The sequence below is a fragment of the Clostridium pasteurianum genome, from assembly GCF_001705235.1.
Lineage (GTDB): Bacteria > Bacillota > Clostridia > Clostridiales > Clostridiaceae > Clostridium_S > Clostridium_S pasteurianum_A.
This window is the reverse complement of the sequence record NZ_MCGV01000002.1, coordinates 23622-49565: the sequence shown is the minus strand read 5'-3', so window position 1 is coordinate 49565 and position 25944 is coordinate 23622. Positions and strand designations below refer to the sequence as shown.

General features: G+C 34.6%; 16 protein-coding genes. 13 read left to right on the top strand and 3 right to left on the bottom strand.

The features are described from left to right. The first annotated feature begins 357 nt into the window (after nt 1-357). From BEE63_RS20360 to BEE63_RS21305, 8 genes are all read left to right on the top strand, one after another. On the top strand, nt 358-2391 hold the full coding sequence (locus BEE63_RS20360; RefSeq protein WP_066023339.1) for a carbohydrate-binding protein: 2034 nt from the start codon (nt 358-360) through the stop codon (nt 2389-2391). A gap of 16 nt (nt 2392-2407) precedes the next feature. Beyond that, nucleotides 2408-4168, top strand: a complete 1761-nt coding sequence (locus BEE63_RS20355) for an RICIN domain-containing protein (RefSeq protein ID WP_066023338.1) — start codon at nt 2408-2410, stop codon at nt 4166-4168. A 357-nt stretch (nt 4169-4525) separates the two neighbouring features. Continuing rightward, entirely contained in the window at nt 4526-5890 is a 1365-nt protein-coding gene (locus BEE63_RS20350) for an RICIN domain-containing protein (RefSeq protein ID WP_066023337.1), read from the top strand. A gap of 344 nt (nt 5891-6234) precedes the next feature. Beyond that, nucleotides 6235-8316, top strand: a complete 2082-nt coding sequence (locus BEE63_RS20345; protein ID WP_081312673.1) for a family 43 glycosylhydrolase — start codon at nt 6235-6237, stop codon at nt 8314-8316. 124 nt (nt 8317-8440) lie between these two features. Next, nucleotides 8441-10282: a family 43 glycosylhydrolase gene (locus BEE63_RS20340; protein WP_081312672.1), complete on the top strand. Its 1842-nt coding sequence runs from the start codon at nt 8441-8443 to the stop codon at nt 10280-10282. 14 nt (nt 10283-10296) lie between these two features. Further along, on the top strand, nt 10297-12168 hold the full coding sequence (locus BEE63_RS20335) for a cellulose binding domain-containing protein (RefSeq protein WP_081312671.1): 1872 nt from the start codon (nt 10297-10299) through the stop codon (nt 12166-12168). 177 nt (nt 12169-12345) lie between these two features. Beyond that, the gene (locus tag BEE63_RS20330) at nt 12346-14100 is read left to right on the top strand and encodes an RICIN domain-containing protein (RefSeq protein ID WP_242874983.1); all 1755 of its coding nucleotides are present in this window, start codon (nt 12346-12348) and stop codon (nt 14098-14100) included. 363 nt (nt 14101-14463) lie between these two features. Beyond that, nucleotides 14464-15969 (top strand): cellulose binding domain-containing protein, encoded by a 1506-nt coding sequence (locus BEE63_RS21305; protein WP_081312670.1) that lies wholly within the window; start codon nt 14464-14466, stop codon nt 15967-15969. Nucleotides 15970-16099: 130 nt separating this feature from the next. Here the strand turns inward: BEE63_RS21305 and BEE63_RS20320 are convergent, their stop codons facing one another. Continuing rightward, nucleotides 16100-17497, bottom strand: a complete 1398-nt coding sequence (locus tag BEE63_RS20320) for an MFS transporter (RefSeq protein ID WP_278327722.1) — start codon at nt 17495-17497, stop codon at nt 16100-16102. A gap of 161 nt (nt 17498-17658) precedes the next feature. Here BEE63_RS20320 and BEE63_RS20315 point away from each other — a divergent pair, with 161 nt between their 5' ends. The 3 genes from BEE63_RS20315 (at nt 17659) to BEE63_RS20305 (ending at nt 19681) form a co-directional block, all read left to right on the top strand. Next, nucleotides 17659-18531: a LysR family transcriptional regulator gene (locus BEE63_RS20315; RefSeq protein WP_066023335.1), complete on the top strand. Its 873-nt coding sequence runs from the start codon at nt 17659-17661 to the stop codon at nt 18529-18531. A gap of 106 nt (nt 18532-18637) precedes the next feature. Further along, nucleotides 18638-19168, top strand: coding sequence for a PadR family transcriptional regulator (locus BEE63_RS20310; RefSeq protein WP_066023334.1), 531 nt, complete (start codon nt 18638-18640; stop codon nt 19166-19168). Nucleotides 19169-19225: 57 nt separating this feature from the next. Then, nucleotides 19226-19681 carry a DUF2889 domain-containing protein gene (locus tag BEE63_RS20305; protein WP_066023333.1) on the top strand — a complete coding sequence of 152 codons (456 nt, stop codon included), beginning with the start codon at nt 19226-19228 and terminating at the stop codon, nt 19679-19681. A 75-nt stretch (nt 19682-19756) separates the two neighbouring features. On the opposite strand, the gene BEE63_RS20300 is transcribed toward BEE63_RS20305, so the two are convergent. Further along, nucleotides 19757-20080: a bacteriocin immunity protein gene (locus BEE63_RS20300; RefSeq protein WP_066023332.1), complete on the bottom strand. Its 324-nt coding sequence runs from the start codon at nt 20078-20080 to the stop codon at nt 19757-19759. 152 nt (nt 20081-20232) lie between these two features. Then, entirely contained in the window at nt 20233-21288 is a 1056-nt protein-coding gene (locus tag BEE63_RS20295; RefSeq protein WP_242874979.1) for an amidohydrolase family protein, read from the bottom strand. A gap of 490 nt (nt 21289-21778) precedes the next feature. On the opposite strand from BEE63_RS20295, the gene BEE63_RS20290 reads away from it, so the two are divergent. Both BEE63_RS20290 and BEE63_RS20285 read left to right on the top strand, forming a co-directional pair. Beyond that, nucleotides 21779-24757, top strand: coding sequence for a X2-like carbohydrate binding domain-containing protein (locus BEE63_RS20290; RefSeq protein WP_066023331.1), 2979 nt, complete (start codon nt 21779-21781; stop codon nt 24755-24757). A 257-nt stretch (nt 24758-25014) separates the two neighbouring features. Beyond that, nucleotides 25015-25908, top strand: a complete 894-nt coding sequence (locus tag BEE63_RS20285; RefSeq protein ID WP_066023330.1) for an Rpn family recombination-promoting nuclease/putative transposase — start codon at nt 25015-25017, stop codon at nt 25906-25908. Nucleotides 25909-25944: the final 36 nt, after the last annotated feature.

The following is a 25944-nucleotide window of genomic DNA, read 5'->3' as shown; positions in this document are numbered from 1 at the left end:
GTAATTTAGCGCTTTTATCGTTAACATGATAAGTATAATCATAGTTAACATAATGGTACCACAATATCAGCATAAAATAGTAAAAAAATATTTTTAATTTCAAATTATAAGTTATATATACAATTTAATAAGTATTTTAAAGAAAGTGCATGTTCCAACTATGTATAAAGGATATATTCAGCTTAAATGGGGTTAAATGTTAAATATCTATGATTATATAACAAATTCCTATATTAATTAATTTTGTTAAAACGCATAAAGATTTATTTGTATTCTAGCTGATATCACCCACAAATATAACAAAATTGCTAAATATAAGGAATTATCAAAGAATCTGAGAAGGAGGTTTTTTATAAAATGTTAAGAAAATCAAGTGTATTCTTGTTAACGTTGGCATTAACTTTAGGTTTTTCAGTGAGTACATCTACAGCAAACATAAAGGCAGCTACTACAAGTGCTCTTGCAAAAACACCGGGATATTCTAACCCACTTATAACACAAAAATTTGGTGCAGACCCATGGGCAATGGTTTACAACGGAAGAGTGTATCTTTATATGAGCAGTGACTCCTTTGAATATAAAAATGGGCAAATTGCTGATAACGATTATAACAACATAAAAACTATAAGCGTTATATCTTCTGATGATATGGTGAACTGGACAGACCACGGCGAGATTCCAGTGGCTGGATATAGTGGTGCTGCAAGGTGGGCAAGTAATTCTTGGGCTCCAGCCGTCACACATAAGGTTATAAACGGCAAGGAAAAGTTCTTTCTTTATTTTGCAAACAGCGGCGGTGGTATAGGAGTATTAACCTCAGATAGTCCAATTGGACCATGGAAAGATCCTATTGGAAGACCTCTTATTACTGGTAGTACTCCTGGAGCTAGTGGCTCTCCATGGCTCTTTGATCCAGCAGTACTAGTTGACGATGATGGAACAGGATATCTATATTTTGGAGGCGGTGTTCCAGGCGGAAATCATCCATCACAGAGTCAAGCTGCGAACCCAAGATCAGCTAGAGTTATAAAATTAAGCAGCGATATGACACACACAGTTGGCAGTGCAGCTGCAATTGATTCTCCATTTATGTTTGAAGACTCTGGAATACACAAATATAATGGAAAATACTATTATTCATATTGCTCTAATTTTTCTGGTAATCACCCATACGGAGCTCCACCAGCAGGTGATGTTGCTTATATGACAAGTAACAGTCCTATGGGGCCATTCAATTATCAAGGCGTTTTTCTTAAGAATCCGGGAACATTCTTTGGCGTTGGCGGAAACAATCATCATTCTGTTTTCCAGTTTAAGAATCAATGGTATGTAACATATCATGCTCAAACATTAGGAAAAGCTATGGGAATTACAAAAGGATATCGTTCACCTATGATTAATAAGCTTTCATACTCCGCAAATGGCAGTATAAACAATGTTACGGAAGATATGAAAGGTGTACCTCAGGTTACTAATCTTAATCCATATGTAAGAAATGAAGCTGAAACAATAGGCTGGAATGCTGGTATTTCAACTGAAAAATGTTCAGCACCAGGAAGTATGGTAAGCAGCATCAATATGGATGTTACAAACATAAAAGATGGTAATTGGCTTGCTGTGTCAAAGGCTGACTTTGGAAATGGAGCTGATTCCTTTAAAGCCAATATCGCATCAACTGTTGGCGGCAAAATAGAAATACATTTGGATAGTGTGGATGGACAAGTTATTGGTACTTTAAATGTAAATCCTACAGGCGGCGAACAACAATGGAAGGAAATGCAGTGTAATGTAAAGAAGGTCAGTGGCGTTCATAATATTTTCTTCAAGTTTACTGGCAGCAGCAATAAAAAGCTATTTAATATTGATTACTGGCAATTTGGCGGTGGATCTACAGGAACTAATACTGATCCAGGTACAAACCCAGGCACCAACCCAAGTTCAGTAGTTTTAAATAATGGATGGTACTACATTAAAAACCTTAATGCTCAAAAATACCTTCAGGTTGCAGGTAACATAGGACGAGCAACCCAAAATGTTGAGCTGGATGCAGGTTCAGGTGCTGCCGGTCAAAAATGGTATTTAAACAATATAGGTAATGGATGCGTAACACTAAAAAGTGCATTGGGTAACTTTATGCTTGATGTATGTAATGGTGCTAATAATGATGGGACAAATGTTCAAATCTATAATGCATATGGACATACTCCCCAACAATTTTCTTTAAAACCTTCATCAAAATCCGGTATATACGCTATTACAACTATGTGCAGTAATGGAACTAAAGCATTAGACGATTCCAACTTTGCAACCACGGATGGCACTAATGTATGTCAGTGGAGTTATACCGGAAACAATAATCAACTATGGTCATTCGAACCAACGAATAATTAAGGGAGGAAATATTTAAATGAATATTAAAGTAAAAAAAGTATTACTGTCTTTAATGGCAGTTTCTATGACCTGCTTATCATTTGCAGGTGGAGCAACATCGGTTAAAGCAGCTTCAACTGCTACAATAAACGTAGCCAGTAAAAATCAGGTTATAAGAGGATTTGGTGCTTCAAGTGCATGGTGCGGAGCTTTAAGCGATACCTGCATGGACACTCTTTATAAAAACGCAGGCTTAGACATTGTAAGATTGCGTATTGCTCCAAATGAAGGCTGGAATAGAGGCGACTTTAGAGCATGGTCTGACGAACTTTCTAATGCAAAAAAAGTACGTGCTAGAGGAGGTATTGTCTTTGCAACTCCATGGACACCACCAGCTTCAATGAAGAGTAATAACACAACAACTGGTGCTAATAGAGGTTACTTAAAACCTTCTTCTTATGCCGCTTATGCAGCTTATTTAAAGACTTTTGTAAAATATATGTCTGATAATGGCGCACCTTTATATGCATTATCTCTCCAGAACGAACCAGATTGGTCACCTGATTACGACGCTTGTACATGGACAGCACAGCAGTTCCATGATTTCCTTTCACAATATGGAGCCGGTCTATCCAGTGTTATTAAGCTCATTATGCCTGAATCTTTAGGTTTTAATCACGCATTATCAGATCCAATTCTTAATGATCCTAATACTGCTAAGTATGTTTCAATTATTGGAGGACATTTATATGGAGCTACTGTTAGGGATTACCCTTTAGCACGTAATAAAGGAAAAGACATCTGGATGACTGAAAATACTATTAAGGGCAATGATCCAGCTGCATGTACTAAATTAGCTAAAGAAATTAATGATTGCATGACAATCGGTAACATGAATGCTTATGTATATTGGTGGATAAGCGGCGATGAAAACGGCTTATATAACACTAGAACTAATCAGACTTACAAGAAAACTTACGTACTGGGTCAATTCTCTAAATTCATTAGAAATGGCTATTATAGAGTTAATGCTACAAGCAGTCCTCAATCAAATGTTTATGTATCAGCATACACAGGAGATAATAAAGTTGTTGTTGTTGCAATAAATCAAGGAAATTACGCAGTAAATCAGAACTTCAGTATGCAAAATGGAAGCGTTTCTAGCGTATCTTCATATGTAACTTCAGGTTCAGCTAACATGGCTAAATCTGCAAATATTACTGCAAATAACGGAAACTTCACAGCATCACTTCCAGCACAAAGTGTAACTACTTTCGTTGGAAACTTAAACGGTGGTACTACTAATCCAACTAACCCTACTAATCCAACCAACCCTACTAATCCTACTTCGGGAACTTTAAATAATGGATGGTACTATATAAAAAATGTTCATGCACAAAAGTACCTTCAGGTTGCAGGTAACACAGGACGTGCAACTCAAAATGTTGAACTAAGAACAGGTTCAGGTGTTGCCGGACAAAAATGGTATTTAAACAATATAGGTAATGGCTGCATAACACTAAAAAGTGCATTAGGCAATTTTATGCTTGATGTGTGCAATGGTTCCAATAACGATGGGACAAATGTTCAAATTTACAATGCATATGGACACACTCCTCAGCAATTTTCTTTAAAGCCTTCAGCTGCTGGAAATTCATATGTTATTACAACTATGTGCAGTAACGGCACTAAAGCATTAGATGATTCTAATTATGCAACTAACGATGGTGCTAATGTATGTGAATGGAGCTGCACTGGCGGAGACAATCAGTCATGGAACTTTGAACCAGCAAATTAACATTGATTTGTAACATTAAAAAAATTCTATAAATCTAAGGTAAGAAAATCATAAAATCCTAAGAGTTTTAATAACTCGCTAAAAACTGCTCAAACAAATTAAAACTCTAAGTATTTTACGATTTTCTTACCAAGATTTATTAGATTTTTTTTAAATTGTTACTTCATCAATGTTAATTTGCTTTGGGAGAATCAAATGAAAAAATTCCTCCGTACCTACGGAATTTTGGATATAAATAGGTTACTGTATTTTTCTTTTCGTAGTGAAGCGGAGAAAAAGTTACCATCATTCTTAATTCTTAATTTCTTTTCACATTCTATTTAAACAAAATAAAATTTATTAAGGGGGAAAAATTTTATGTTAAAGAGGAAATTACTATTTGGTTTGGCTGCTGTTATTATGTTCTCGCAGCCGGTTGCAATAAATAACTTTGCATCTAATGCTTCTTCAGCCTCAAGTGCCATAAGCGTTAAAGCTGCTACAACAAGTAATTCAGCAGTAACAACTCTTCCAACTATGCCTCCAGCAGGATATGACAAACATGGTCCATATCCATCAGGAAGAGTTCAAGACGTTTACTATTATTCACAAGTAACAAAAAGTACAAGAAAGATGGTAGTTTATACTCCACCAGGTTATAGCACAACTAAAAAGTATCCTGTTATTTATGGAATTCATGGTGTTAATTCTTGGCCTTCAACTATCTTTGATGATTGGTGCTGCGATGGTAGTAACATAGCTGATAACCTCATTGGTCAAGGAAAAATTCAGCCAGTAATAATGGTATCTATGGACAATAATAACGTTAATTCTCATGATGAACTATTTAATGCTGTTATGCCATATGCTGAATCACATTATCCAATTATAGCTGATGCTGATCATAGAGGAATTTATGGTTATTCAATGGGCGGAGGAGTAACATTTGCTGAAGGGCTAGGTCATCTAGACACCTTCCACCACATATGTCCATCATCTGCTACACCATTTAATCATCCATCTGATGCAAACATGTTCCCTAATAATGGAGCAGAAGTTAAAGCAAAAGTTAAAACACTACTTCTTTCTTGTGGAACATCAGATTGGGACGGTTTTTATCCACCAAATTTAGCTACACATAATTATTGCTTAGCTCATAACATTCCACATTACTGGTTATCTGTTCAAGGTGGAGGTCACGATGGCAGCGTATGGAGACCTGCTATGTGGAACTTCCTTCAACTAGCATTCCCAGCAAACGGAAATACTAATCAAGGTGGTAATCAGCAAAATAATACTACCTTAAGTAATGGCTGGTACCGCATTAAAAATGTTCATGCTAATAAGTACCTTCAGGTTGCAGGTAATGTAGGAAATGCAACTCAAAATGTTGAGCTAGATGCATCTTCAAGTGCTGCCGGTCAAAAATGGTACTTAAACAATATAGGTAACGGATGTATAACACTAAAAAGTGCATTAGGTAACTTTATGCTTGATGTATATGGTGGTGCTAATACTGATGGGACAAATGTTCAAATCTTCAATGCATATGGACATACTCCACAGCAATTTTCTTTAAAACCTTCAGAAAATGGAAATTCATATGTTATTACAACTATGTGCAGTAATGGAACTAAGGCATTAGATGATGCTAATTATGCAACTGCTGACGGCTCTAATGTATGTGAATGGAGCTGCACTGCTGGTGCTAATCAGTCTTGGACTTTCGAACCAGCTAATTAACATTGGAAAATAATAATATTTTGAAACATTAAATAAAACTCATAAATCTAAACATCATTGGGAGTTTAGTCATAAACCCATCATTCTTCTGTATAAAATATAGGCTATCTTAATGTTTACTATTAGTAACTTCCATTTATATTTAATTAAACATTGTGTGATACAGAAAGTGCTTGTATTAGATTAAGAAGGATAATGGGCTAAAGCCCAAACCTCGTATATGATAATATTCATTGAATTTTATTTAAACCGCTTCCAAAATATTGTTACTTTCCATAGAGTAAAAGCAATGAAAAAAGTTTCATTTATTCTTAATTTCTCTATAAGAAGGAGGCTTTGTTATAGTGAAAAATAGTTTATGTAAAAAAAAGTTTTCTTTTAAAAAGCTTAGTTCCATAGCAGCAATAACATGTATATTGATAACAGCGGTATCCTTTACTAGTGCTAAGGCATATACTTCAGATTTAGGGAATGGAACTTATCAAAACCCCGTTATGTATGCGGACTATCCAGATAACTGTGTTATTAAAGTAGGAACAACTTATTATATGGCATGTTCCAGCATTAATTATATGCCAGGACTTCCTATACTGAAATCAGAAGATCTTGTTAATTGGGAAACCTGTTCCTATGCATTTGATCGTATTGATGCAGGCATGAATGGTATTGATAAAGCACATGCAGATGCCTACAACCTAGTAAATGGTAAAAACGTTTACGCAAATGGCTGTTGGGCTCCAAGCTTAAAATATCATGATGGTACTTTTTACGCTACCTTTTCTTCACTTGATCTTGGAAAAACTTTTGTATGTACAAAAAAAGCTCCAATGGGCTTTGGTGGCTGGGATTTTACAGAAATTAAAGGTTTAGGCTATTCTCATGATGCAGATCTTTTCTTTGATACTGATGGAAGAGTATATCTTATTAATGGAGGATGTAATGTAACAGAATTAACTTCAGATTGTAAGTCTGTTAAACCCGGCGGAATAAACAAAAAAGTTTTTGATGGTGGATCTAGCCATGATGGTAATAGGATTTTCAAAAGGAATGGCTACTATTATATACTTTCAACACCCGTAAAAGAAAATGGACCTTACCAGCGTATAGAAAAAGCCTGGAGATCCAGAAGTCTTACAGGTCCTTATGAGCAAAAAGTAATTTTAGATGATGGTGCAAATCATCAAGTTTGTGTAGTTGAAGATGGCAGCTACAATTGGGCAATGTTATTTGAAGATAAAGGTGCAGTTGGACGTATTCCAAAGCTTGCTCCAGTTACTTGGACAAACGACTGGCCTATGATAGGCATAAATGGAAAGATACCATTAACATATACTAAACCCGCAGCAGGAAATGGAATAAAATCACCTGGAACAACAGATGAATTTGAGGCGCAGGGTTCTATATCTTCTCAGTGGCAGTGGAATCACAATCCTGATAATTCAAAATGGAGTACCTCTGAAAGACCAGGTTGGTTAAGACTTAAAACCAGTTATTCTGCTGATCTTCTTCAAGCAAGAAATACCTTAACCCAAAGAATACAAGGGCCAGCATCTTCGGGCTATGTTAAGCTGGATGCATCGAATCTTAAACCTGGACAAATTTCCGGATTGTCTGCCTTTCACTGTAAATATGGATATATAGCAGTGAAGAATGATAATGGGACCAAAAAGCTAGTTCAATATAATGTAGACGGAAAAGAATACTCTATTAACCTTACTAATAACACCATATATTTAAAGGTTGACGCCGACTGCAATGCTGAGACAGCTAAATTCTATTACAGCTATAACGGCAGTAATTGGACACAGTTTGGCAGTACCCTTAAAATGAATTTTTTCTATAAATTATGGTTTGTAGGTTATAGATTTGCTCTGTTTAACTACACAACAGGCCATGACACCAGTGGTTATGCGGACTTTGACTATTTTAGATTCAGCCCCACTGCAACAGGGACAAGTACAGGCACCAATCCAAGCTCAGGAGTTTTAAATAATGGTTGGTACCGCATTAAAAATGTTCATGCTGAGAAGTACCTTCAAGTTGCAGGTAACATAGGACGCGCAACTCAAAATGTTGAGCTAGATTCATCTTCAAGTGCTGCTGGTCAAAAGTGGTATTTAAACAATATAGGTAATGGCTTACTAACACTAAAAAGTGCATTGGGTGACTTTACGCTTGATGTATGTGGTGGTGCTAATGATGATGGCACAAAAGTTGAAATTTACAATGCATATGGACATACTCCACAGCAATTTTCATTAAAGCCTTCATCAAGTGGAAATTCATATGTTATTACAACTATGTGCAGTAATGGAAGCAAAGCATTAGATGATTGCAATTATTCAACTAATGACGGTGCCAATGTATGTGAATGGAGCTGCACTGGTGGAGACAATCAGTCGTGGAGCTTCGAACCAGCAAACTAAAAAATAAATTAAGAGCATTTCCATTAAGGAAATGGAGGTATCTATACGTTTAGAAGTTTTTCGCAGTGGAACGTAGAAAAAGTTTCATTCATTCTTAATTCTTAATTTTTTAGGAGGTGATTATATGAAAAAAGTATATTATATAGCAGCCCTTTCACTTGCATTCTCTTTACTTTCTCAAGGAGTGTGTCATGCTGATAATCCGGTAGTACAAACCATGTATACTACTGACCCTGCTCCCATGGTTTATAACGGTACTTGCTATTTGTATACCGGGCATGATGAAGATAAATCAACTTGGTATACCATGAATGATTGGAGATGCTACTCTTCAACAGATATGGTAAATTGGACAGACCATGGATCACCATTATCGTACAAGACATTTAGTTGGGCAAAAGGTGATGCTTGGGCAGGTCAATGTATACCTAGAAACGGTAAATTCTATTACTATGTTCCTGTAACTCAAAAAAGCGGTGGCATGGCAATAGGCGTTGCAGTATCAAATAGTCCTACTGGACCCTTTGTAGACGCCCTTGGACATCCCCTAGCTTTTACTGGTACAGGTGATATTGATCCTACAGTGTTTATAGATGATAACGGCCAAGCATATTTGTATTGGGGAAATCCTAATCTTTTTTACGTTAAGTTAAATCAAGATATGATTTCTTACTCAGGAAATATTGTACAAGTACCTTTGACTACATCCGGTTTTGGAGCACGTACTGGAAAGTCTGATAAAAGACTTACTTTATATGAAGAAGGCCCATGGTTTTATAAGCGTAATGGAATGTACTACATGGTATATGCAGCAGGTGGTATACCTGAATATATTTCTTATTCTACAAGCAAAAGCCCTACCGGTCCATGGACTTATAGAGGTGTGATTATGCCTTCTCAAGGTGGCAGTTTTACAAATCATCCAGGTGTAATTGACTTCAAAGGACATTCCTATTTCTTTTATCATAATGGTGCTTTACCTGGAGGCGGAGGATTTACACGTTCAGTGTGTATTGAGGAATTTAAATATAATCCTGATGGCACATTTCCAACAATAAATATGACTAAAACGGGAGTGTCTGGTACTGGTAATTTGAATCCATATGTCAGAAATGAAGCTGAAACAATTTGCTGGGAATCAAATGTTAAGACTGAAAGCTGCAGTGAAGGTGGAATGGATGTATGTAATATCACAAATAACAGTTGGATAAAGGTAAAAGGTGTTAACTTTGGTTCTGGAGCAACTTCCTTTGATGCAAGAGTGGCTTCAGTAAATGCTGGTGGAAATATTGAACTTCACCTTGATAGCCCCACAGGAACGCTAATTGGAACTTGTCCTGTTAAGAACACAGGTGGTTGGCAATCTTGGGTTACTAATTCTTGTAAGGTAAATAAAGTAAGTGGTATACATGACTTATATTTAAAATTTACTGGAAGCAGCAATAGCTACCTATTTAATGTTGATTACTGGCAATTTAGCGGTGGTAATGCTACTCCAACTAATCCTACTAATCCAACAACTTTAAATAATGGATGGTACCGCATTAAAAATGTTCATGCTGAGAAGTACCTTCAGGTTGCAGATAACATAGGACGCGCAACTCAAAATGTTGAGATAGATTCATCTTCAGGTACTGATGGTCAAAAGTGGTATTTAAACAATATAGGTAATGGCTTAATAACACTAAAAAGTGCATTAGGCAACTTTATGCTTGATGTATGTGGTGGTGCTAATGACGATGGTACAAAAGTTGAAATTTACAATGCATATGGACATACTCCACAGCAATTTTCTTTAAAACCTTCATCAAGTGGAAATTCATATGTTATTACGACTATGTGCAGCAATGGAACCAAAGCACTAGATGATGCTAATTATGCAACTAACGACGGCTCTAATGTATGTGAGTGGAGCTGCACTGGCGGCGACAATCAATCTTGGGTATTTGAACCAACTAATAATTAAAGGAGGAAATTTAAATGAATATTAAAGTAAAAAAATTAATACTGTCTTTAATGGCAGTTTCTATGACCTGCTTATCTTTTGCAGGCAAAGCAACATCAGTTAAAGCAGCTTCAACTGCTACAATAAACGTAACTTCTAAGGATCAGGTTATAAGAGGCTTTGGTGCTTCAAGTGCATGGTGTGGAGCTTTAAGCGATACCTGCATGGACACTCTTTATAAAAACGCAGGCTTAGACATTGTAAGATTGCGTATTGCTCCAAATGAAGGCTGGAATAGAGGCGACTTTAGAGCATGGTCTGATGAGCTCTCTAATGCAAAAAAAGTACGTGCAAGAGGAGGTATTGTCTTTGCAACTCCATGGACACCACCAGCTTCAATGAAAAGTAATAACACAACAACTGGTGCTAATAGAGGTTACTTAAAACCTTCTTCTTATGCTGATTATGCAGCTTACCTAAAGACTTTTGTAAAATATATGTCTGATAATGGAGCTCCTTTATATGCTCTGTCTCTTCAGAATGAACCAGATTGGGCACCTGATTACGATGCTTGTACCTGGACATCACAGCAGTTCCATGATTTTATTTCACAGTATGGAGCTGGTCTATCCAGCGTTGTTAAACTCATTATGCCTGAATCTCTAGGCTTTAACCAGGCACTCTCAGATCCAATTCTTAATGATCCTAATACTGCTAAGTATGTTTCAATTATTGGAGGACATTTATATGGAGCTACTATTAAAGATTATCCTTCAGCACGTAATAAGGGAAAAGATATCTGGATGACTGAACACTATCTTGAAGGCAACGATCCAGCTACATGTGTTAAATTAGCTAAAGAAATTAATGATTGCATGACAATCGGAAACATGAACGCTTATGTATATTGGTGGATATCTGGAGATCAAAACGGCTTATATAACACTAGAACTAATGAGACTTACAAAAAAACTTACGTAATGGGACAGTTCTCTAAATTTATTAGAAACGGCTATTATAGGATTGATGCTACAAGCAGTCCTCAATCAAATGTTTATGTATCAGCATATACAGGAGATAGTAAAGTAGTTGTTGTTGCAATAAACCAAGGAACAAACGCAGTAAACCAAAACTTCAGTATGAAAAATGGCAGTGTTTCTAAAGTATCTTCATATGTAACTTCAGGTTCAGCTAACATGGCTAAAGGAGCAGACATAACTGCAACTAATGGAAACTTCACAGCGTCTCTTCCAGCACAAAGTGTAACTACTTTCGTTGGAGACTTAAATGGTGATACTCCAACCCCTGTACCAACTACTACTAAAGTTGAAGCTCCAACTATGAGTGTTGTATCCGGCACATATACCACCGCCCAAAAGGTAAGTTTAAGCAGCTCAACTTCAGACGCAGCTATATATTATACAACTGACGGAAGTGATCCTACAACTTCATCAACATTATATAGTGGACCAATAACAATATCAAAAACTACTACTTTAAAAGCTATTGCTGTAAAGAATGGAATGACAGATTCAGATATAACTTCTGCTGACTATACAATTTCAACTTCTCCTGAACCACAATCACCAGTTGAAATTTCATGTTCAGTTGCAAGCAATTGGGGCTCTGGTGCATCAATTAATGTAACAATCAAGAACAATGGTACAACTCCAATAAACGGCTGGAATTTATCATGGACTCTACCTAACGGTCAAACTGTAACAAACATGTGGAATGGCAGCTATAAAATGGGGGCAAATAATGCTATAACAGTATCTAGTCTGCCTTACAATGCTGTAATCGCACCTAACTCAACTCAAAGCTTTGGTTTCAATATAAGCTACAACGGAACATTTAGTGCACCAACTGCTTACAAGTTAAATGGTGTTGACTGCACAATAAAGTAAAACTAGTTCTAAAAAAAGTCAAGAACTTAAAGAGAGTTAAGAGTGATAGAAGCAGCTATACATTTAAGAGTTTTCACGGTGTAACATAGAAAAAGTTTCATTAACTCTTAACTCTTCACTTACTTTAGTTTCAACCAACTAATAATTAATTAAAGTTTAATGCAAGGAGGCTTAATTATGAATAAAAAATTTATTGGTATGGCATTAAGCTTAGCAATGACTTTGACCGCAACTACAGTTCCTTCAGTGCCCGCTTTCGCCGCTAACACTCTAACTGTAGATTGCCAAAATACAATTAGAAGCGTAACTCACTGCGCAAGTGGATCTCTCTATGGAGTTACAGAAAATAAACCAGTTTATATTGCACAGTTTGTTGCACCTCTAAAGCCAAATGTTTTCACAAATCCGGCCTTATCAGGCTTTAACCATCAGCAATACACTGGAGCTGCTATACCTACAGCTAAAAGACTTACTGGCACAACAGGTAGAGTCATGATTAGATTGGCAGATATATTTAGAGGATGGCCTTATGCTTTTACAAACATGAATGATTGGCTCAGTAAAGTTTCTAATGTAATCAATCAAAAAAAAGCTTCAGGTTGTACAAACTTTTATGGTTACGAAATATGGAACGAGCCAGACGGCACATGGAAAAGTAACAGTGTAAGTTTTAATAACATGTGGCTTCAAACTTATAAGTTAATACGTTCTCAAGATCCAACAGCTCAAATTATAGGTCCTTCATACTCATATTATAATCATTACAATATGAATGCTTTCCTTAACTTTTGCAGGAGAAATAACTGTGTTCCAGATGTAATTTGTTGGCATGAACTTGGTGGAAGCCAAAATATTTCTAATAATATTAGAGATTTAAAAAACTTAGAAAGATCATTTGGAATACCAGAAAAGAAAATATCAATAAATGAATATAGTGACAGTAATCACTATGCCGAGGGTCAGCCAGGAGCATCAGCACCTTTTATTGCAAAATTTGAACGTAATAAAGTAGATGCTGCTTGTATTTCATGGTGGTGGACAAATGCACCAGGCAGATTAGGAAGTCTTATGGCATCTGATACACAAAAAGGTGCTGGATGGTGGTTTTATAAATGGTATGGTGATATGACAGGTAATATGGTTAATGTTACACCTCCAAATGATAATAGCAAACAAGTGGATGGCTTCTCGTGCGTTGATTCAAATGCTAAATATATAAGCGTACTCTTAGGCGGAGTTAATGATGGAACCATTAATGTTAATTTAAAAAATATCCCAGCTTTTGTTGGTTCGACTGCAACTGTTAAAGTAGAAAAAGTAGATTGGCAAAGTAAAGATACTCCTGTGAATGGCACAAGTCTAGTCTCCTTAAAGAATTATAGTGTGTCTAATAACTCAATTAATGTATCAATATCAAATACCAATAATACTAGCGGATATAGAGTTTATATAACTCCTTCTAATTCAACTAACCCTAGTAATCCAACAACTTTAAATAATGGATGGTATCGCATTAAAAATGTTCATGCTAATAAATATCTTCAGGTTGCAGTTAACACAGGACGCGCAGCCCAAAACGTTGAGCTAGATGCATCTTCAGGTGCTGCAGGTCAAAAGTGGTATTTAAACAACATAGGTAATGGCTGCGTAACATTAAAAAGTGCATTAGGTAATTTCATGCTTGATGTATGTAATGGCGCTAATAACGATGGAACAAATGTTGAAATTTACAATGCATATGGACATACTCCTCAGCAATTTTCTTTAAAACCTTCAGGCAATGGAAATTCATATGTTATTACAACTATGTGCAGTAATGGGACTAAAGCACTAGATGATTCTAATTATGCAACTAATGACGGTGCTAATGTGTGTCAGTGGAGCTGCACTGGCGGAGACAATCAATTCTGGACTTTCGAACCAGCCAATTAACATTGATTTGTAACATTAAAAAAATTCTATAAATCTAAGATAAGAAAATCATAAAATCCTAAGAGTTTTAATAACTCGCTAAAAACTGCTCAAACAAATTAAAATTCTAAGTATTTTACAATTTTCTTATCAAGATTTATTAGATTTTTTTTAAATTGTTACTTCATCAATGTTAATTCGCTTTGGGAGAATCAAATGAAAAAATTCCTCCGTACCTACGGAATTTTGGATATAAGTAACTTATTTAACTTGATATCCTATTATTTAATCTTTAAATAGGTTAATGTGTTTTTCGTATGAGAGCGGAGAAAAAGTTACCATAATTCTTGATTTAAAACAAATAATTTCAATGGAGGAAATTTTATGTTAAAGAGAAAATTACTATTCGGTTTGGCTGCTGTTATTATGTTCTCGCAGCCAGTTGCAATAAATAACTTTATACCTGCTACTTCTTCAGCCTCAAGTACCATAAGCGTTAAAGCTGCTACAACAAGTAAATCAGCAACAACACTTCCAACTATGCCACCAGCAGGGTATGATAAACACGGTCAGTATCCATCAGGAAATGTTAAAGATGTTTACTATTATTCATCAGTAACAAAAAGTACAAGAAAGATGGTAGTTTATACTCCACCAGGCTACAGCACAACTAAAAAGTATCCTGTTATTTATGCAATTCACGGTGTTAATTCTTGGCCATCAACCATTTTTGACAGTTGGTGTGTTGATGCTAGTACTTTAGCTGATAACCTTATTGGTCAGGGAAAAATTCAGCCAGTAATAATAGTATCCATGGACAATAATAACGTTAATTCTCATAATGAACTATTTAATGCTGTTATGCCATATGCTGAATCACATTATCCAATTATAGCTGATGCTGATCATAGAGGAATTTATGGTTATTCAATGGGCGGCGGAGTAACATTTGCTGAAGGTCTCGGTCATCTAGACACCTTCCACCATATATGTCCATCATCTGCTACACCATTTAATCATCCATCTGATGCAAACATGTTCCCTAATAATGGAGCAGAAGCCAAAGCAAAAATTAAAACACTACTTCTTTCCTGCGGAACATCAGATTGGGACGGTTTTTATCCACCAAATTTAGCTACACATAATTATTGCGTCGCTCATAACATTCCACATTACTGGTTGTCTGTTCAAGGTGGAGGTCACGATGGCAGCGTATGGAGACCTGCTATGTGGAACTTCCTTCAATTAGCATTCCCAGCAAAGCAGAATGATAATCCAACTCCTGTACCAACTACTACTAAAGTTGAAGCTCCAGCTATGAGTGTTGTGTCCGGAACATATACCACTGCTCAAAAGGTGACTTTAAGCAGCGCAACTTCAAAGGCGGCTATATATTATACAACTGACGGAAGTGATCCTACAAGTTCATCAACATTATATAGTGGACCAATAACAATATCAAAAACTACTACTTTAAAAGCTATTGCTGTAAAGGCTGGAATGACAGATTCAGATGTAACTTCTGATACCTATACAATTTCAACTTCTCCTGAGCCTAAACCACAATCACCAATTGAAGTTTCATGTTCAGTTGCAAGCAATTGGGGTTCCGGCGCATCAATTAATGTAACAATAAAAAATAATGGTACGACTCCAATAAACGGCTGGAATTTATCATGGACTCTCCCTAACGGTCAAGCTGTAACAAATATGTGGGATGGCAGCTATAAAATGGGGGCAAACAATACTATAACAGTATCTAGTATGCCCTACAATGCTGCAATAGCACCTAACTCAACTCAGAGCTTTGGTTTCAATATGAGCTACAGTGGAACATTTAGTGCACCAACAGCTTACAAGTTAAATGGCGCTGACTGCACAATAAAATAAAAACTAAGAGCTTAAAGGAAATGAAGAATTAAGAATTAAGAATGAATGATGATTTTCCGCCGCTTTGCTCTGGAAAACCTAAATTTTATAAGCTTTTCGCAGTGAAGCGAAGAAAAAGTTACCATCATTCTTAATTCTTCATTGCTAATTTCCCTTCTGTAATAGTACGAGGAAGTAAAAACACAAAAGCCAGCGCTACTATTAAAATAAAAATTCCAAAATAATAAGTATCCCTTTGTGCAAATAGATAAATATCCTTCGCACTCAAACTTTTATTTTTACTGTAAACTAACTGGCGTGACGTTAAAATGACACTACTGGATGCAACACCTAATGTCTGTCCAAAATTACGCATTGTTGCTAACATTCCAGAAGCAACACCGGCATGTTTTCTAGGCGCTGAATTTAAAATAGCCGCATTGATTGAAGAAACACTCAGTCCATTTCCAATTCCCATAGCAATTAGTGTAAATATGACCATAGTATAATTAGAAGAACTTTTCAATAAACTCATAAATAGACATCCTCCACATATAAAAATCAATCCAATACCGGACGGTAAACGTGTTCCATACTTATCACACATACTCCCTCCAAGTGGCGACATCACCATCATCATAATTGGAGATGCCAGCATGATTAGCCCTGACTGATCCGATGGTAATAGCAGTATGTCCACTAAGTAAAATGGTACTAGGTATGTAATCAATTGCTGTACAAGATAAGAAAGCATACACACAATATTTGCCATGGAAAACATTTTATTTTTAAATAACTTCAGAGGCATTAATGGTAATTCTGTACGTTTTTCACGCATGATAAATATATATAATACAAGAACGCTGAAAAATACACATCCTAAAAACGGAACTGATTTCCATCCCCATTTAATACTAAAGTTAAGCCCTACTGAAATGGCACCTATTGACATTGAAAATAAAATGGCACCAAGCCAATCCATACCTTTTGATTCAGAAACCTCTTTCTTGTCATCTGGCATAACAATGCAGGTTGCAATAAAACCTAAAATGCAAAATGGCACATTAAAATAAAAAATAGCATGCCACGAGAAATGAGTCAATAAAAATCCCCCAATTGTAGGTCCCGCAGCCATTCCTATGGAAATAAATACAGAGTTTATGCCAAGCGCCTTGCCACGCTTATTTGAATCAAAAGTTCGACTAACAATTGCCTGTGTAATAGAAATCATAATACTATATCCAATTCCCTGTAAGCAGCGAAAAAAAATCAGCGCTCCTAAATTTACCGACAATAATGGCGCTGCAATACATACTGCCCCGAAAAACAAAAATCCAATTTTAAACTGCCTCTTATACCCATAAAGTTCTGCTGTCCTCCCAAAAATCAGCAGAGTACAACATGGTATAAGTGAGTACACTAGTGCTAGCCAGCTAATACTATTCTGACTAACGCCAAATTCCTTTGTAAGTGTTGGAAGAGCAAGATTCAAACTATTTATAGAAAAGCATACAACTAGATTTGCCATGCTAGTAACTGCAAAGATCATCCATTTTTTATACTTATTTTCACCAATTTTATTCATTTAAGCATAACCCCTTTTTCTCTATCTCAGTATCTTGACTTATTATAATGCATATGCTATTATTTGTTAAATGGATCTTATTGATACTATTAATTCGTTTTTCGAATAATTAAAGGAGTTTTAACATGGACACGCAGACTTTAAAGACCTTTCTTCTACTTTCAAAATTAAATAATTTTTCACTTACAGCTGAAAAATTATTTGTAGCTCAATCCACAGTGACAAACCGTATTGCCGAACTAGAAAAAGAAATTGGCAAAAAATTATTTATCCGTGATAAAAAACATATAGGACTAACTAGAGAAGGTATTCTGTTTAAGAGTTATGCAAAGAGAATTTTAGAATTAGAGAAAAATGCCATGCAAGAAATGAATCAGGTGAATTTTTTTAAAAACACACTTCGAATTGGAAGTGCCGATACTGTTTATGAATGTTATTTATATCCCATTATCAGCTCTTTTCTAATTTCCAATCATGACACTTCAGTTAAAGTAATACTTGATCATTCACAGGATTTGCTGCATCTATTAGAAGACCAACTACTGGATATTGTTTTTTCATATCTATATTATAAAAAACCTGGATACCAATGTGTCCCCTTTGCTTCTGACGAGCTGATTCTCGTCACTAGTCCTAAAAACAATTCTTTTATAAATGGTATCTATAAAAATGATCTCACCAAAATACAGTATCTCATGTGTGACCTTGCGCTGCAGGGAACAGGACAATTTATACGTTCTTTATTTCCTAACTATTATCAATTTCCCTTTGAGATTGACAACAGTACAAAACTCGTGCAGTATTTGCTTGATGGTTTCGGTTATAGTTTTCTCCCCAAAAGCATTGTAAAATCCTATATAGAAAATAACTCCTTGATTTCAATACCATTAATTGATTTTGACACACCTCAAATCAATAGTTATCTTGTTTATAAAACTAATAATAAAGGAGTACAAAATTTTCTATCAATGTTTTCATTAGATCAATCACTTAAATGATTTTAGGATAAATGGTAAATTTGTAGTTGAGATTCTGCATATATTGTTGACGGTATCGAAAAATATGATATACTTATACTCAGTACTGAGTATAAGGAGATTATAAATGAAAATACAATTATATATTCTAGGGATTCTCATGAGATATGGTTCAAAGCATGGATACAGTATTAAACAAATAGTATCAGATAACATAGCAGACTTTGCTAAAATCAAACTCCCTACAATTTATTATCATTTAGATAAACTTGCGGAAAAAGGCTATATAAATTATGTTATTGAAAAAGATGGTAATAGGCCTGAAAAGACAGTATATTCTATCACTGATTCAGGAGTTTCTTATTTTAATTCCCTGATTAATAAAATTTTAGCTGAAAATTATAGTTTAGAATTCGATTTTGATGGAGTATTATATTTTTCTGAATTTGTTAATAAAAAAACTGTTATTAAAAATTTAAATAGGCAAAAAGATTATATAGAAAATAAGCTGAAAGAATTAGCTAATAATAAAGATAATACAGTAAAAAAATTGTTACCTGAGTGCAGAATTTATTGTATTAACATATTTAATCATCATATATATCATTTAGAAACTGAATTAAAATGGATAAATGAGACATTAAAGGGACTCTCTTAAGAGTTCCAAAAAAATATCATTATAGTCAGTACTGAGTATAATTATGGAGGTATATTTATGGAAAAGAGTCTTTATTCAAGAAATTTTGAAGTTAACTATTATGAAGTAAAGGATAATATTTGGAGAACTACCTCACATTTAATAGATAATCAACATGATATTCAAGTAACAGCAGATGTATCCGTACCAGATATGATTATATTAGATGTTAGAATAGAATTATTGCGTTATCCGACTAAGAATTGCATTTTAATTAAAGATAAAGCCAAAGAACTAATAGGTACTAATATTATTTCAGAATTCCGCTCTAAATGTGATGAATTGTTTTGTGGTGAATTGGGATGTGGCAATGTTAGAATGCTTCTTGGAATTTCTGTGCCTGGGGTAATCTATAATTATTTTCCGCATCAAATTAAAATGGGAAAAATGACAGAAAATCAATGGTGGAATTTTTGCAGAGAAAAACTTCCCAAGGCATGTATATCTCACACAATGATGAGTAACAACGCCTAAAATTGTTATATTAGTACAATGTGTTGACTTTTAACTTAATCAATACATTGTACTTTTCTTTTAAAATATATTTTTTCATCGGACAATCCTAGCTTTACTTAAACTTTTAATTACACCCTTTAAACCAGTATATTTACTCATTTCTGATAACTCTCTTATAATATTATCTTCATAAGATGAAAAATGTAGTTTTTCTATATAAGCTGTATAATATATATATTTAACTAACTTATCTATCAGAGGAATATTTTTTTCGTTAGATACATCTAGCTTTACATAAATTTTTAATAATTCTTCTTTAATATCTTCAAATCCACTTTTTTTTGATTGTGCAATACTATTGTATAAAGCATGTACTAAATCTTTAGAACTCTTAATACTTTTTTCCTTATCTTCCATAACTCCTCCACAATTTATAAATATATACTTAAATACTTGTACCGTTATAATACCCTTAACTTATAACTTAGTCAATACACAAAAAAGGCAACCACTCATTTAGTAGTTACCTTGAAATATTGATAAACAAAATGTATAAGGCAGGCTATCATTTAGATATCTAATTTAAGTAAATCAATTGCATTTTGACGTCCAATTTTCAGTCTTTCTGCACTACTCATAGGAATATTATCAAACCATATACAGGCATTGTCAAGACTTTCATAAGGCGTATCTGCGGAAAACATTACTCTATTGCTGCCGATTGACGAAAGAGTATTTTCTAAGGCACAAGTGTTAAAATGTCCACTAGTAGTTAACCAGATATTATTTTCAAAGTAGTATGTCAGCGGTTTTTTATGGGCACCACATGGATTTTGGTTATTAAGACGTTGTTGAAGTCTTGATAATGCAAATGGTATACCTTCGCCTTGATGAGCTAGAATCAATTTGGCATTTGGCAATTCATCAAATATGCCACTGCAAAGAATACGAATGGCATGTAAAGCTGTTTCAGCTCCAAAGCCCCAAGCAGAACCTAAAAGCCCCTCATATCCTTTGTAAGCCAATTGCTGACTTGGTGCTGGATCACGTGGATGTAAATACAAAGGAACGTCTAATTCAGATAACTTTTTCCAAAAACAAAAATTCTGTGGTTCATCCAAATATTCTATATGATTTTTATCATCCTTCATAGTATAGCCGTTGATAAGTGCTCCCACAAATCCAAGTTCTTTCACGCAAAACTCTAGTTCTTTACATGCGACTTCAGGATCTTGCATTGCTACCGCAGCAAAAGCGTTGAAACGTTTAGGATATTTTTTAACATAGTTTTCATAAACCCATATATTCATTTCATGAGCAATTTTTACTGCTTCCTTTGTATCAAAAACTTCTTGCACACCAGGCTGAGTCAGTGACATGATAAACATTTCAACTCCATTTCTGTCCATGTCCTTTATGCGTAGTTCAGGCGAATGTAAACGAGCTTTTACTGCTTTAAAATAATCCACCTTGTCTCTGGCTGTTTCATTCTGAGGATCACCTGTAGCATCCCAAGTAGGAGACTCAAAATGTTCTTCCATTGAAACTTTGCCATGCATTATTTTCTGACCATAGGGTGCAACATAATCTTTTACATAATCTTTTCTGATTTCATAATCGTCCATATATACCTCCTAATATTAAATTTATGGGCTAAATTTAATATATCTTAACGTAAAATATTTATTAGTAATTAAAAAAAATTACATTTTACTTCTTCATAATAATATATATGAACCTTATCTATGAAATAATTACTTATACTTTATCATACCTGCATAGCATGAGGCTTTTAGTTGAGATTCTATTGCACTCTAAACCCGTTAAGACAATAATAACTTTTTAATTTTTTCAAATTCAAATTTTATATCCGCATCCATCCTCAAAAAATATTCTATTAATGTAAATTAGTATTATATATATATATCTTTTACCATATAGTTATGTTATAATGTAAAGTGTTGTTTTTACCTGTAAAGACATATATCATTTCTTTAAAAAGCAGCTTAATTAAATTCATACTCCTATTTTGCAAGTATAAATTTAATTACATCTCTAGTTTTTTAACCATACTTAAAATATTCTATTAACAAAAAGAAAGAAGGGTTACAAATAATGAAAAAACATTGTTTATTGTTTTCAGCTTTTGCAGCACTACTTTTCGTGCTGTTATCATTCAATAATTGCTACGCTGCAACTGATACAACTCATCCAGGTTTCAGAGTTCAAGGAAGGTTTCTCTATGACAATCAGGGAGAAAAAGTAACACTTTACGGTATAAACAAAATGGCTATTTGGACAGATATAGATGGTGAGCCATCTTTTCATGAAATAGCAAAAACAGGAGCAAACTGTGTAAGAATTACTTGGAATACTTCTGGTACAGCAGAGCAGCTGGATACCGTTATTCATAACTGCCGTGCAGAACATATGATTCCTATTGTAGAGCTTCATGATGCAACTGGGGAATGGTCCAAGCTCTCTTCACTTGTTGATTACTGGACAAGGCCTGATATAGTAAAAGTAATTCAAAAGCATCAGCAGTATCTCTTAGTTAACATTGGAAATGAAGTAGGTGATACTTCTGTAACAGATGCTGATTTCAAATCTGGATATGAATCAGCCGTAAGTAAAATGAGAACAGCAGGTATTCATGTACCTCTATTAATTGATGGTACTTCTTGGGGACAAAATATTAAGATTCTCCAGAGCTGCGGTCCTGACATAATCAGTGCTGACCCTGATAAAAATGTTATGTTCTCCGTCCACATGTGGTGGCCATATATGTATGGACATACTGATCAAGAAGTAGTTGACTCACTAAAAAAATCTGCAGATATGAACCTACCTTTGGTAGTTGGAGAATTCGGTAATGAATGGGATACTACAGAAGCTGGTCAAATCCCATACAAAACCATAATGGAGAATTGTGCTAAAAACCAAATAGGTTATATAGCTTGGGAATGGGGTCCTGGAAACAAACCTCAAACATTTTTGGATATGACAACAGACAGCACTTATGCTACTTTACACGATTGGGGCTTAGAGGTTGCTGTAACAAGTAAATACAGTGTAAAGAATCTCGCTGTAAGACCTATATCAATGTTATCAAATCTTCCTCCTGAAATGCCTAAAGAAGGCTTGCCAGCTGGAAATCTTGCTCTTAACAAAAAAGCTGTTGCTTCTTCTCTTGAAAGCACTGAATATTCAGCAGATAACATCGTTGATGGTGACCCAAATACACGATGGGCAAGTAATACTTCAGATTCAAATTGGGTTTATGTAGATCTTGGCGAAAAGAAAGACATAAATAGAGTAATCATAAACTGGGAAACTGCATATGCAGCACAATATAAAATTCAAGTTTCAGATGATGCAACTTCTTGGACTGATGTTTACACTCAATACAGCGGAAAAGGACAAACTGAAGATATAAGCCTTAAGGGCTCTGGACGTTATGTAAGAATTTACGGCCTGCAGAGAGTTAATAGCAGCTATGGGTACTCTATTTTCGAGCTTGGAGTATACGGACCTGACTCAGATTTAAGTGCATCTATATCTCCTGATGTAGCAACTTTTGATAAAGCCAAAGAAAATCAAAAAGATGTTACTGTTACACTAGATTCAAAAGCTAATACTTTAAGCTCAATCACAAATGGAGATTATGTATTAAAAGCTGGAACTGATTATACTGTAGATGACAATAAGCTTACTATTAAAAAAGAGTATCTGTCAACATTACCAGTAGATACAGCAAAACTCACCCTTAATTACAGTGGTGGAGTTAATCCTAATCTTTTAATTGCCGTTGGTGATACCACACCAAGTCCTTATGTAAGTCCACGCACAGCATCCTTTAATAGTGCTGCCAATAAGCAAAAGGACATTACAGTTACAATGAACCAAGGTAATAGTAGTCTTACAGGAATCACTAATGGTGATTATTCTCTAGTTTCTGGCAAAGACTATACAGTTGACGGAAATAACGTAACAATTGCAAAGGAATATCTTGCAAAGCAGCAGCTTGGAGAAACAGATTTATCCTTTAATTTTGATAAAGCAGACAGTTTTATTTTAAAAATAAATGTAACTGATACTACTCCATGTTCAACAATTACCCCTAATAAAACTGCTTTTGAAAAACGAGTTCCAGAGGATGTTGCTGTAACAATGGCTCTTAACGGAAACACTCTTTCAGCTATTAAAAATGGAGATACAATCCTTAAAGCAGATACTGATTATACTGTAGACGGAAATGTTGTAACAATTAAAAAAGAATACCTTGCAAAGCAGCCTGTTGGTACTACAAAACTCACTTTTGATTTCAGTGAGGGAATTAATCCAATACTAAATATAGACGTAAAGGATACACCTCAAAACTCTACAATTACTCCATATAGTACAGTATTTGATAGCAAAGCGCCAAAGGATATTCAAGTTACAATGGCACTTAAAGGAAACACTCTTTCAGCTATTAAAAATGGAGATGCAACTCTTACAGCAGATACTGATTATACTGTAGATGGAAATGTTGTAACAATCAAAAAGGAATATCTCAGTAAGCAAAGTGCTAAATCCTTAAAGCTTACCTTTAGTTTCAGTGAAGGCAAGGATCAAGTTCTTACTATTATTCCACCGGCAACCTTTAAAGTAGAGTCCTTTAATATGATTACTAGCTCAACTTCAAATTCACTTGCACCAAGATTTAAGATTACAAACACTAGCTCTTCACCTCTTAATCTTGCTGATGTAAAAATAAGATATTATTTTACATTAGAAGGTACAGAGCCTCAATGCTTCTGGTGTGACTGGTCTCCAGTTGGAAATTCTAATGTAACTGGAACTTTTGTTAAAATGGATAACCCAACTGCAACTGCAAATTATTATCTTGAAATAGGCTTTACAACAGCTGCAGGAACTCTTGCACCAAATGAAAGTATACAAGTTATGACACGTTTTGCAAAGTCTGATTGGACAAATTATGATCAATCAAATGATTATTCCTTTGATGCTTCAGATAATAATTACAGCACCTCCAATAAAATAACTTCTTATAATGGTACTACTTTAAATTCTGGTATTGAACCACAATAACTTATTAATAATAAGCCAGCGCCTAATGCGCTGGCTTATACTATAAAGGAAGATTTGACTAGGATAAAAAGTTACCACCATTCTTAATTCTTCTTTCTTAATTTCTTTTTTATGTTTTTAATTGTGCTTTAAGTATATTTTCTGATAAAATAAAGTTAGGTGAATATAATTAGAAAAACAGGTTAAAGCTTAATTATAGGGCTTAAAATATATAACTTAATAATTGAATCGAAAAGCCTTTACAAGGAGATGATTAAATGGCTAGAAAAACAGGAAGATCTGAAATTTACGATGACAATTTTATAATGTCTCCAAAAGTAGATTTTGCATTTAAGCTTTTGTTTGGGGATTCCAACAACATAGCTTTACTGCAATCACTATTAAGCTCCATATTAAATATATCTAAAGAAGAACTCAATGATTTAAAAATAATAAATAATGAACTGCCAAGGCAATTTGCAGAAGATAAAAAAGGTATTCTAGATGTAAGAGCAAAGACAAAAGACAAAAAAGAAATAGATATAGAAATTCAGGTGCTATCAACGGACTATATGGCTGAAAGAACCACTTTTTACTGGTCAAAAATGTATACATCACAAATAAAGTCTGGAGACACTTATGACAAGCTTAAAAAATGTATAACCATAAATATAGTAGATTTTGAGTGTATACCATTAAACAAAATTCATACAAGTTATCATATAACAGAGGATGAAACAGGATATAAACTTACAGATATACTTGAAATTCACTATTTAGAACTTCCAAAACTCGATAAAAAAGACGTAAAAAAAGATGAAAATACCGCAATAATTCAGTGGATGGAATTTATAGGAGCAAAGTCAAAGGAGGTAATGGAAATGCTAGCATCAAAAAATAAAGATATAAAAGAAGCTTATGATAAACTTCAAATAATAAGCAAAGATGAAGAATCAAGAATGGCATATGAAGCAAGAGAAGCAGAAATCCATGACCAGATGACTAGACTAAAAGCTGCTAGAGAAGAAGGAATAACTCAAGGAGCCGCCGAAAAAGCAGTGAGAATAGCAGAAAATTTATTAAAAATGGGGCTCACGGTTGAACAAGTAGCTTCAGCATCAGAACTTACAAAAGAAAAAGTAATTGAACTTAAAAAGAAGTACCAAAACTAGAACGGGAAAAAATCAAGAAAAAATAATTAAGAATGG

What these genes read in the sequence shown, in the direction of transcription:
- BEE63_RS20360 (WP_066023339.1), top strand. Translation starts at nt 358, where the DNA reads ATGTTAAGAAAATCAAGTGTATTCTTGTTAACGTTGGCATTAACTTTA.
- BEE63_RS20355 (WP_066023338.1), top strand. Translation starts at nt 2,408, where the DNA reads ATGAATATTAAAGTAAAAAAAGTATTACTGTCTTTAATGGCAGTTTCT.
- BEE63_RS20350 (WP_066023337.1), top strand. Translation starts at nt 4,526, where the DNA reads ATGTTAAAGAGGAAATTACTATTTGGTTTGGCTGCTGTTATTATGTTC.
- BEE63_RS20340 (WP_081312672.1), top strand. Translation starts at nt 8,441, where the DNA reads ATGAAAAAAGTATATTATATAGCAGCCCTTTCACTTGCATTCTCTTTA.
- BEE63_RS20335 (WP_081312671.1), top strand. Translation starts at nt 10,297, where the DNA reads ATGAATATTAAAGTAAAAAAATTAATACTGTCTTTAATGGCAGTTTCT.
- BEE63_RS20330 (WP_242874983.1), top strand. Translation starts at nt 12,346, where the DNA reads ATGAATAAAAAATTTATTGGTATGGCATTAAGCTTAGCAATGACTTTG.
- BEE63_RS21305 (WP_081312670.1), top strand. Translation starts at nt 14,464, where the DNA reads ATGTTAAAGAGAAAATTACTATTCGGTTTGGCTGCTGTTATTATGTTC.
- BEE63_RS20320 (WP_278327722.1), bottom strand. Translation starts at nt 17,497, where the DNA reads ATGATCTTTGCAGTTACTAGCATGGCAAATCTAGTTGTATGCTTTTCT.
- BEE63_RS20315 (WP_066023335.1), top strand. Translation starts at nt 17,659, where the DNA reads ATGGACACGCAGACTTTAAAGACCTTTCTTCTACTTTCAAAATTAAAT.
- BEE63_RS20310 (WP_066023334.1), top strand. Translation starts at nt 18,638, where the DNA reads ATGAAAATACAATTATATATTCTAGGGATTCTCATGAGATATGGTTCA.
- BEE63_RS20305 (WP_066023333.1), top strand. Translation starts at nt 19,226, where the DNA reads ATGGAAAAGAGTCTTTATTCAAGAAATTTTGAAGTTAACTATTATGAA.
- BEE63_RS20300 (WP_066023332.1), bottom strand. Translation starts at nt 20,080, where the DNA reads ATGGAAGATAAGGAAAAAAGTATTAAGAGTTCTAAAGATTTAGTACAT.
- BEE63_RS20295 (WP_242874979.1), bottom strand. Translation starts at nt 21,288, where the DNA reads ATGGACGATTATGAAATCAGAAAAGATTATGTAAAAGATTATGTTGCA.
- BEE63_RS20290 (WP_066023331.1), top strand. Translation starts at nt 21,779, where the DNA reads ATGAAAAAACATTGTTTATTGTTTTCAGCTTTTGCAGCACTACTTTTC.
- BEE63_RS20285 (WP_066023330.1), top strand. Translation starts at nt 25,015, where the DNA reads ATGGCTAGAAAAACAGGAAGATCTGAAATTTACGATGACAATTTTATA.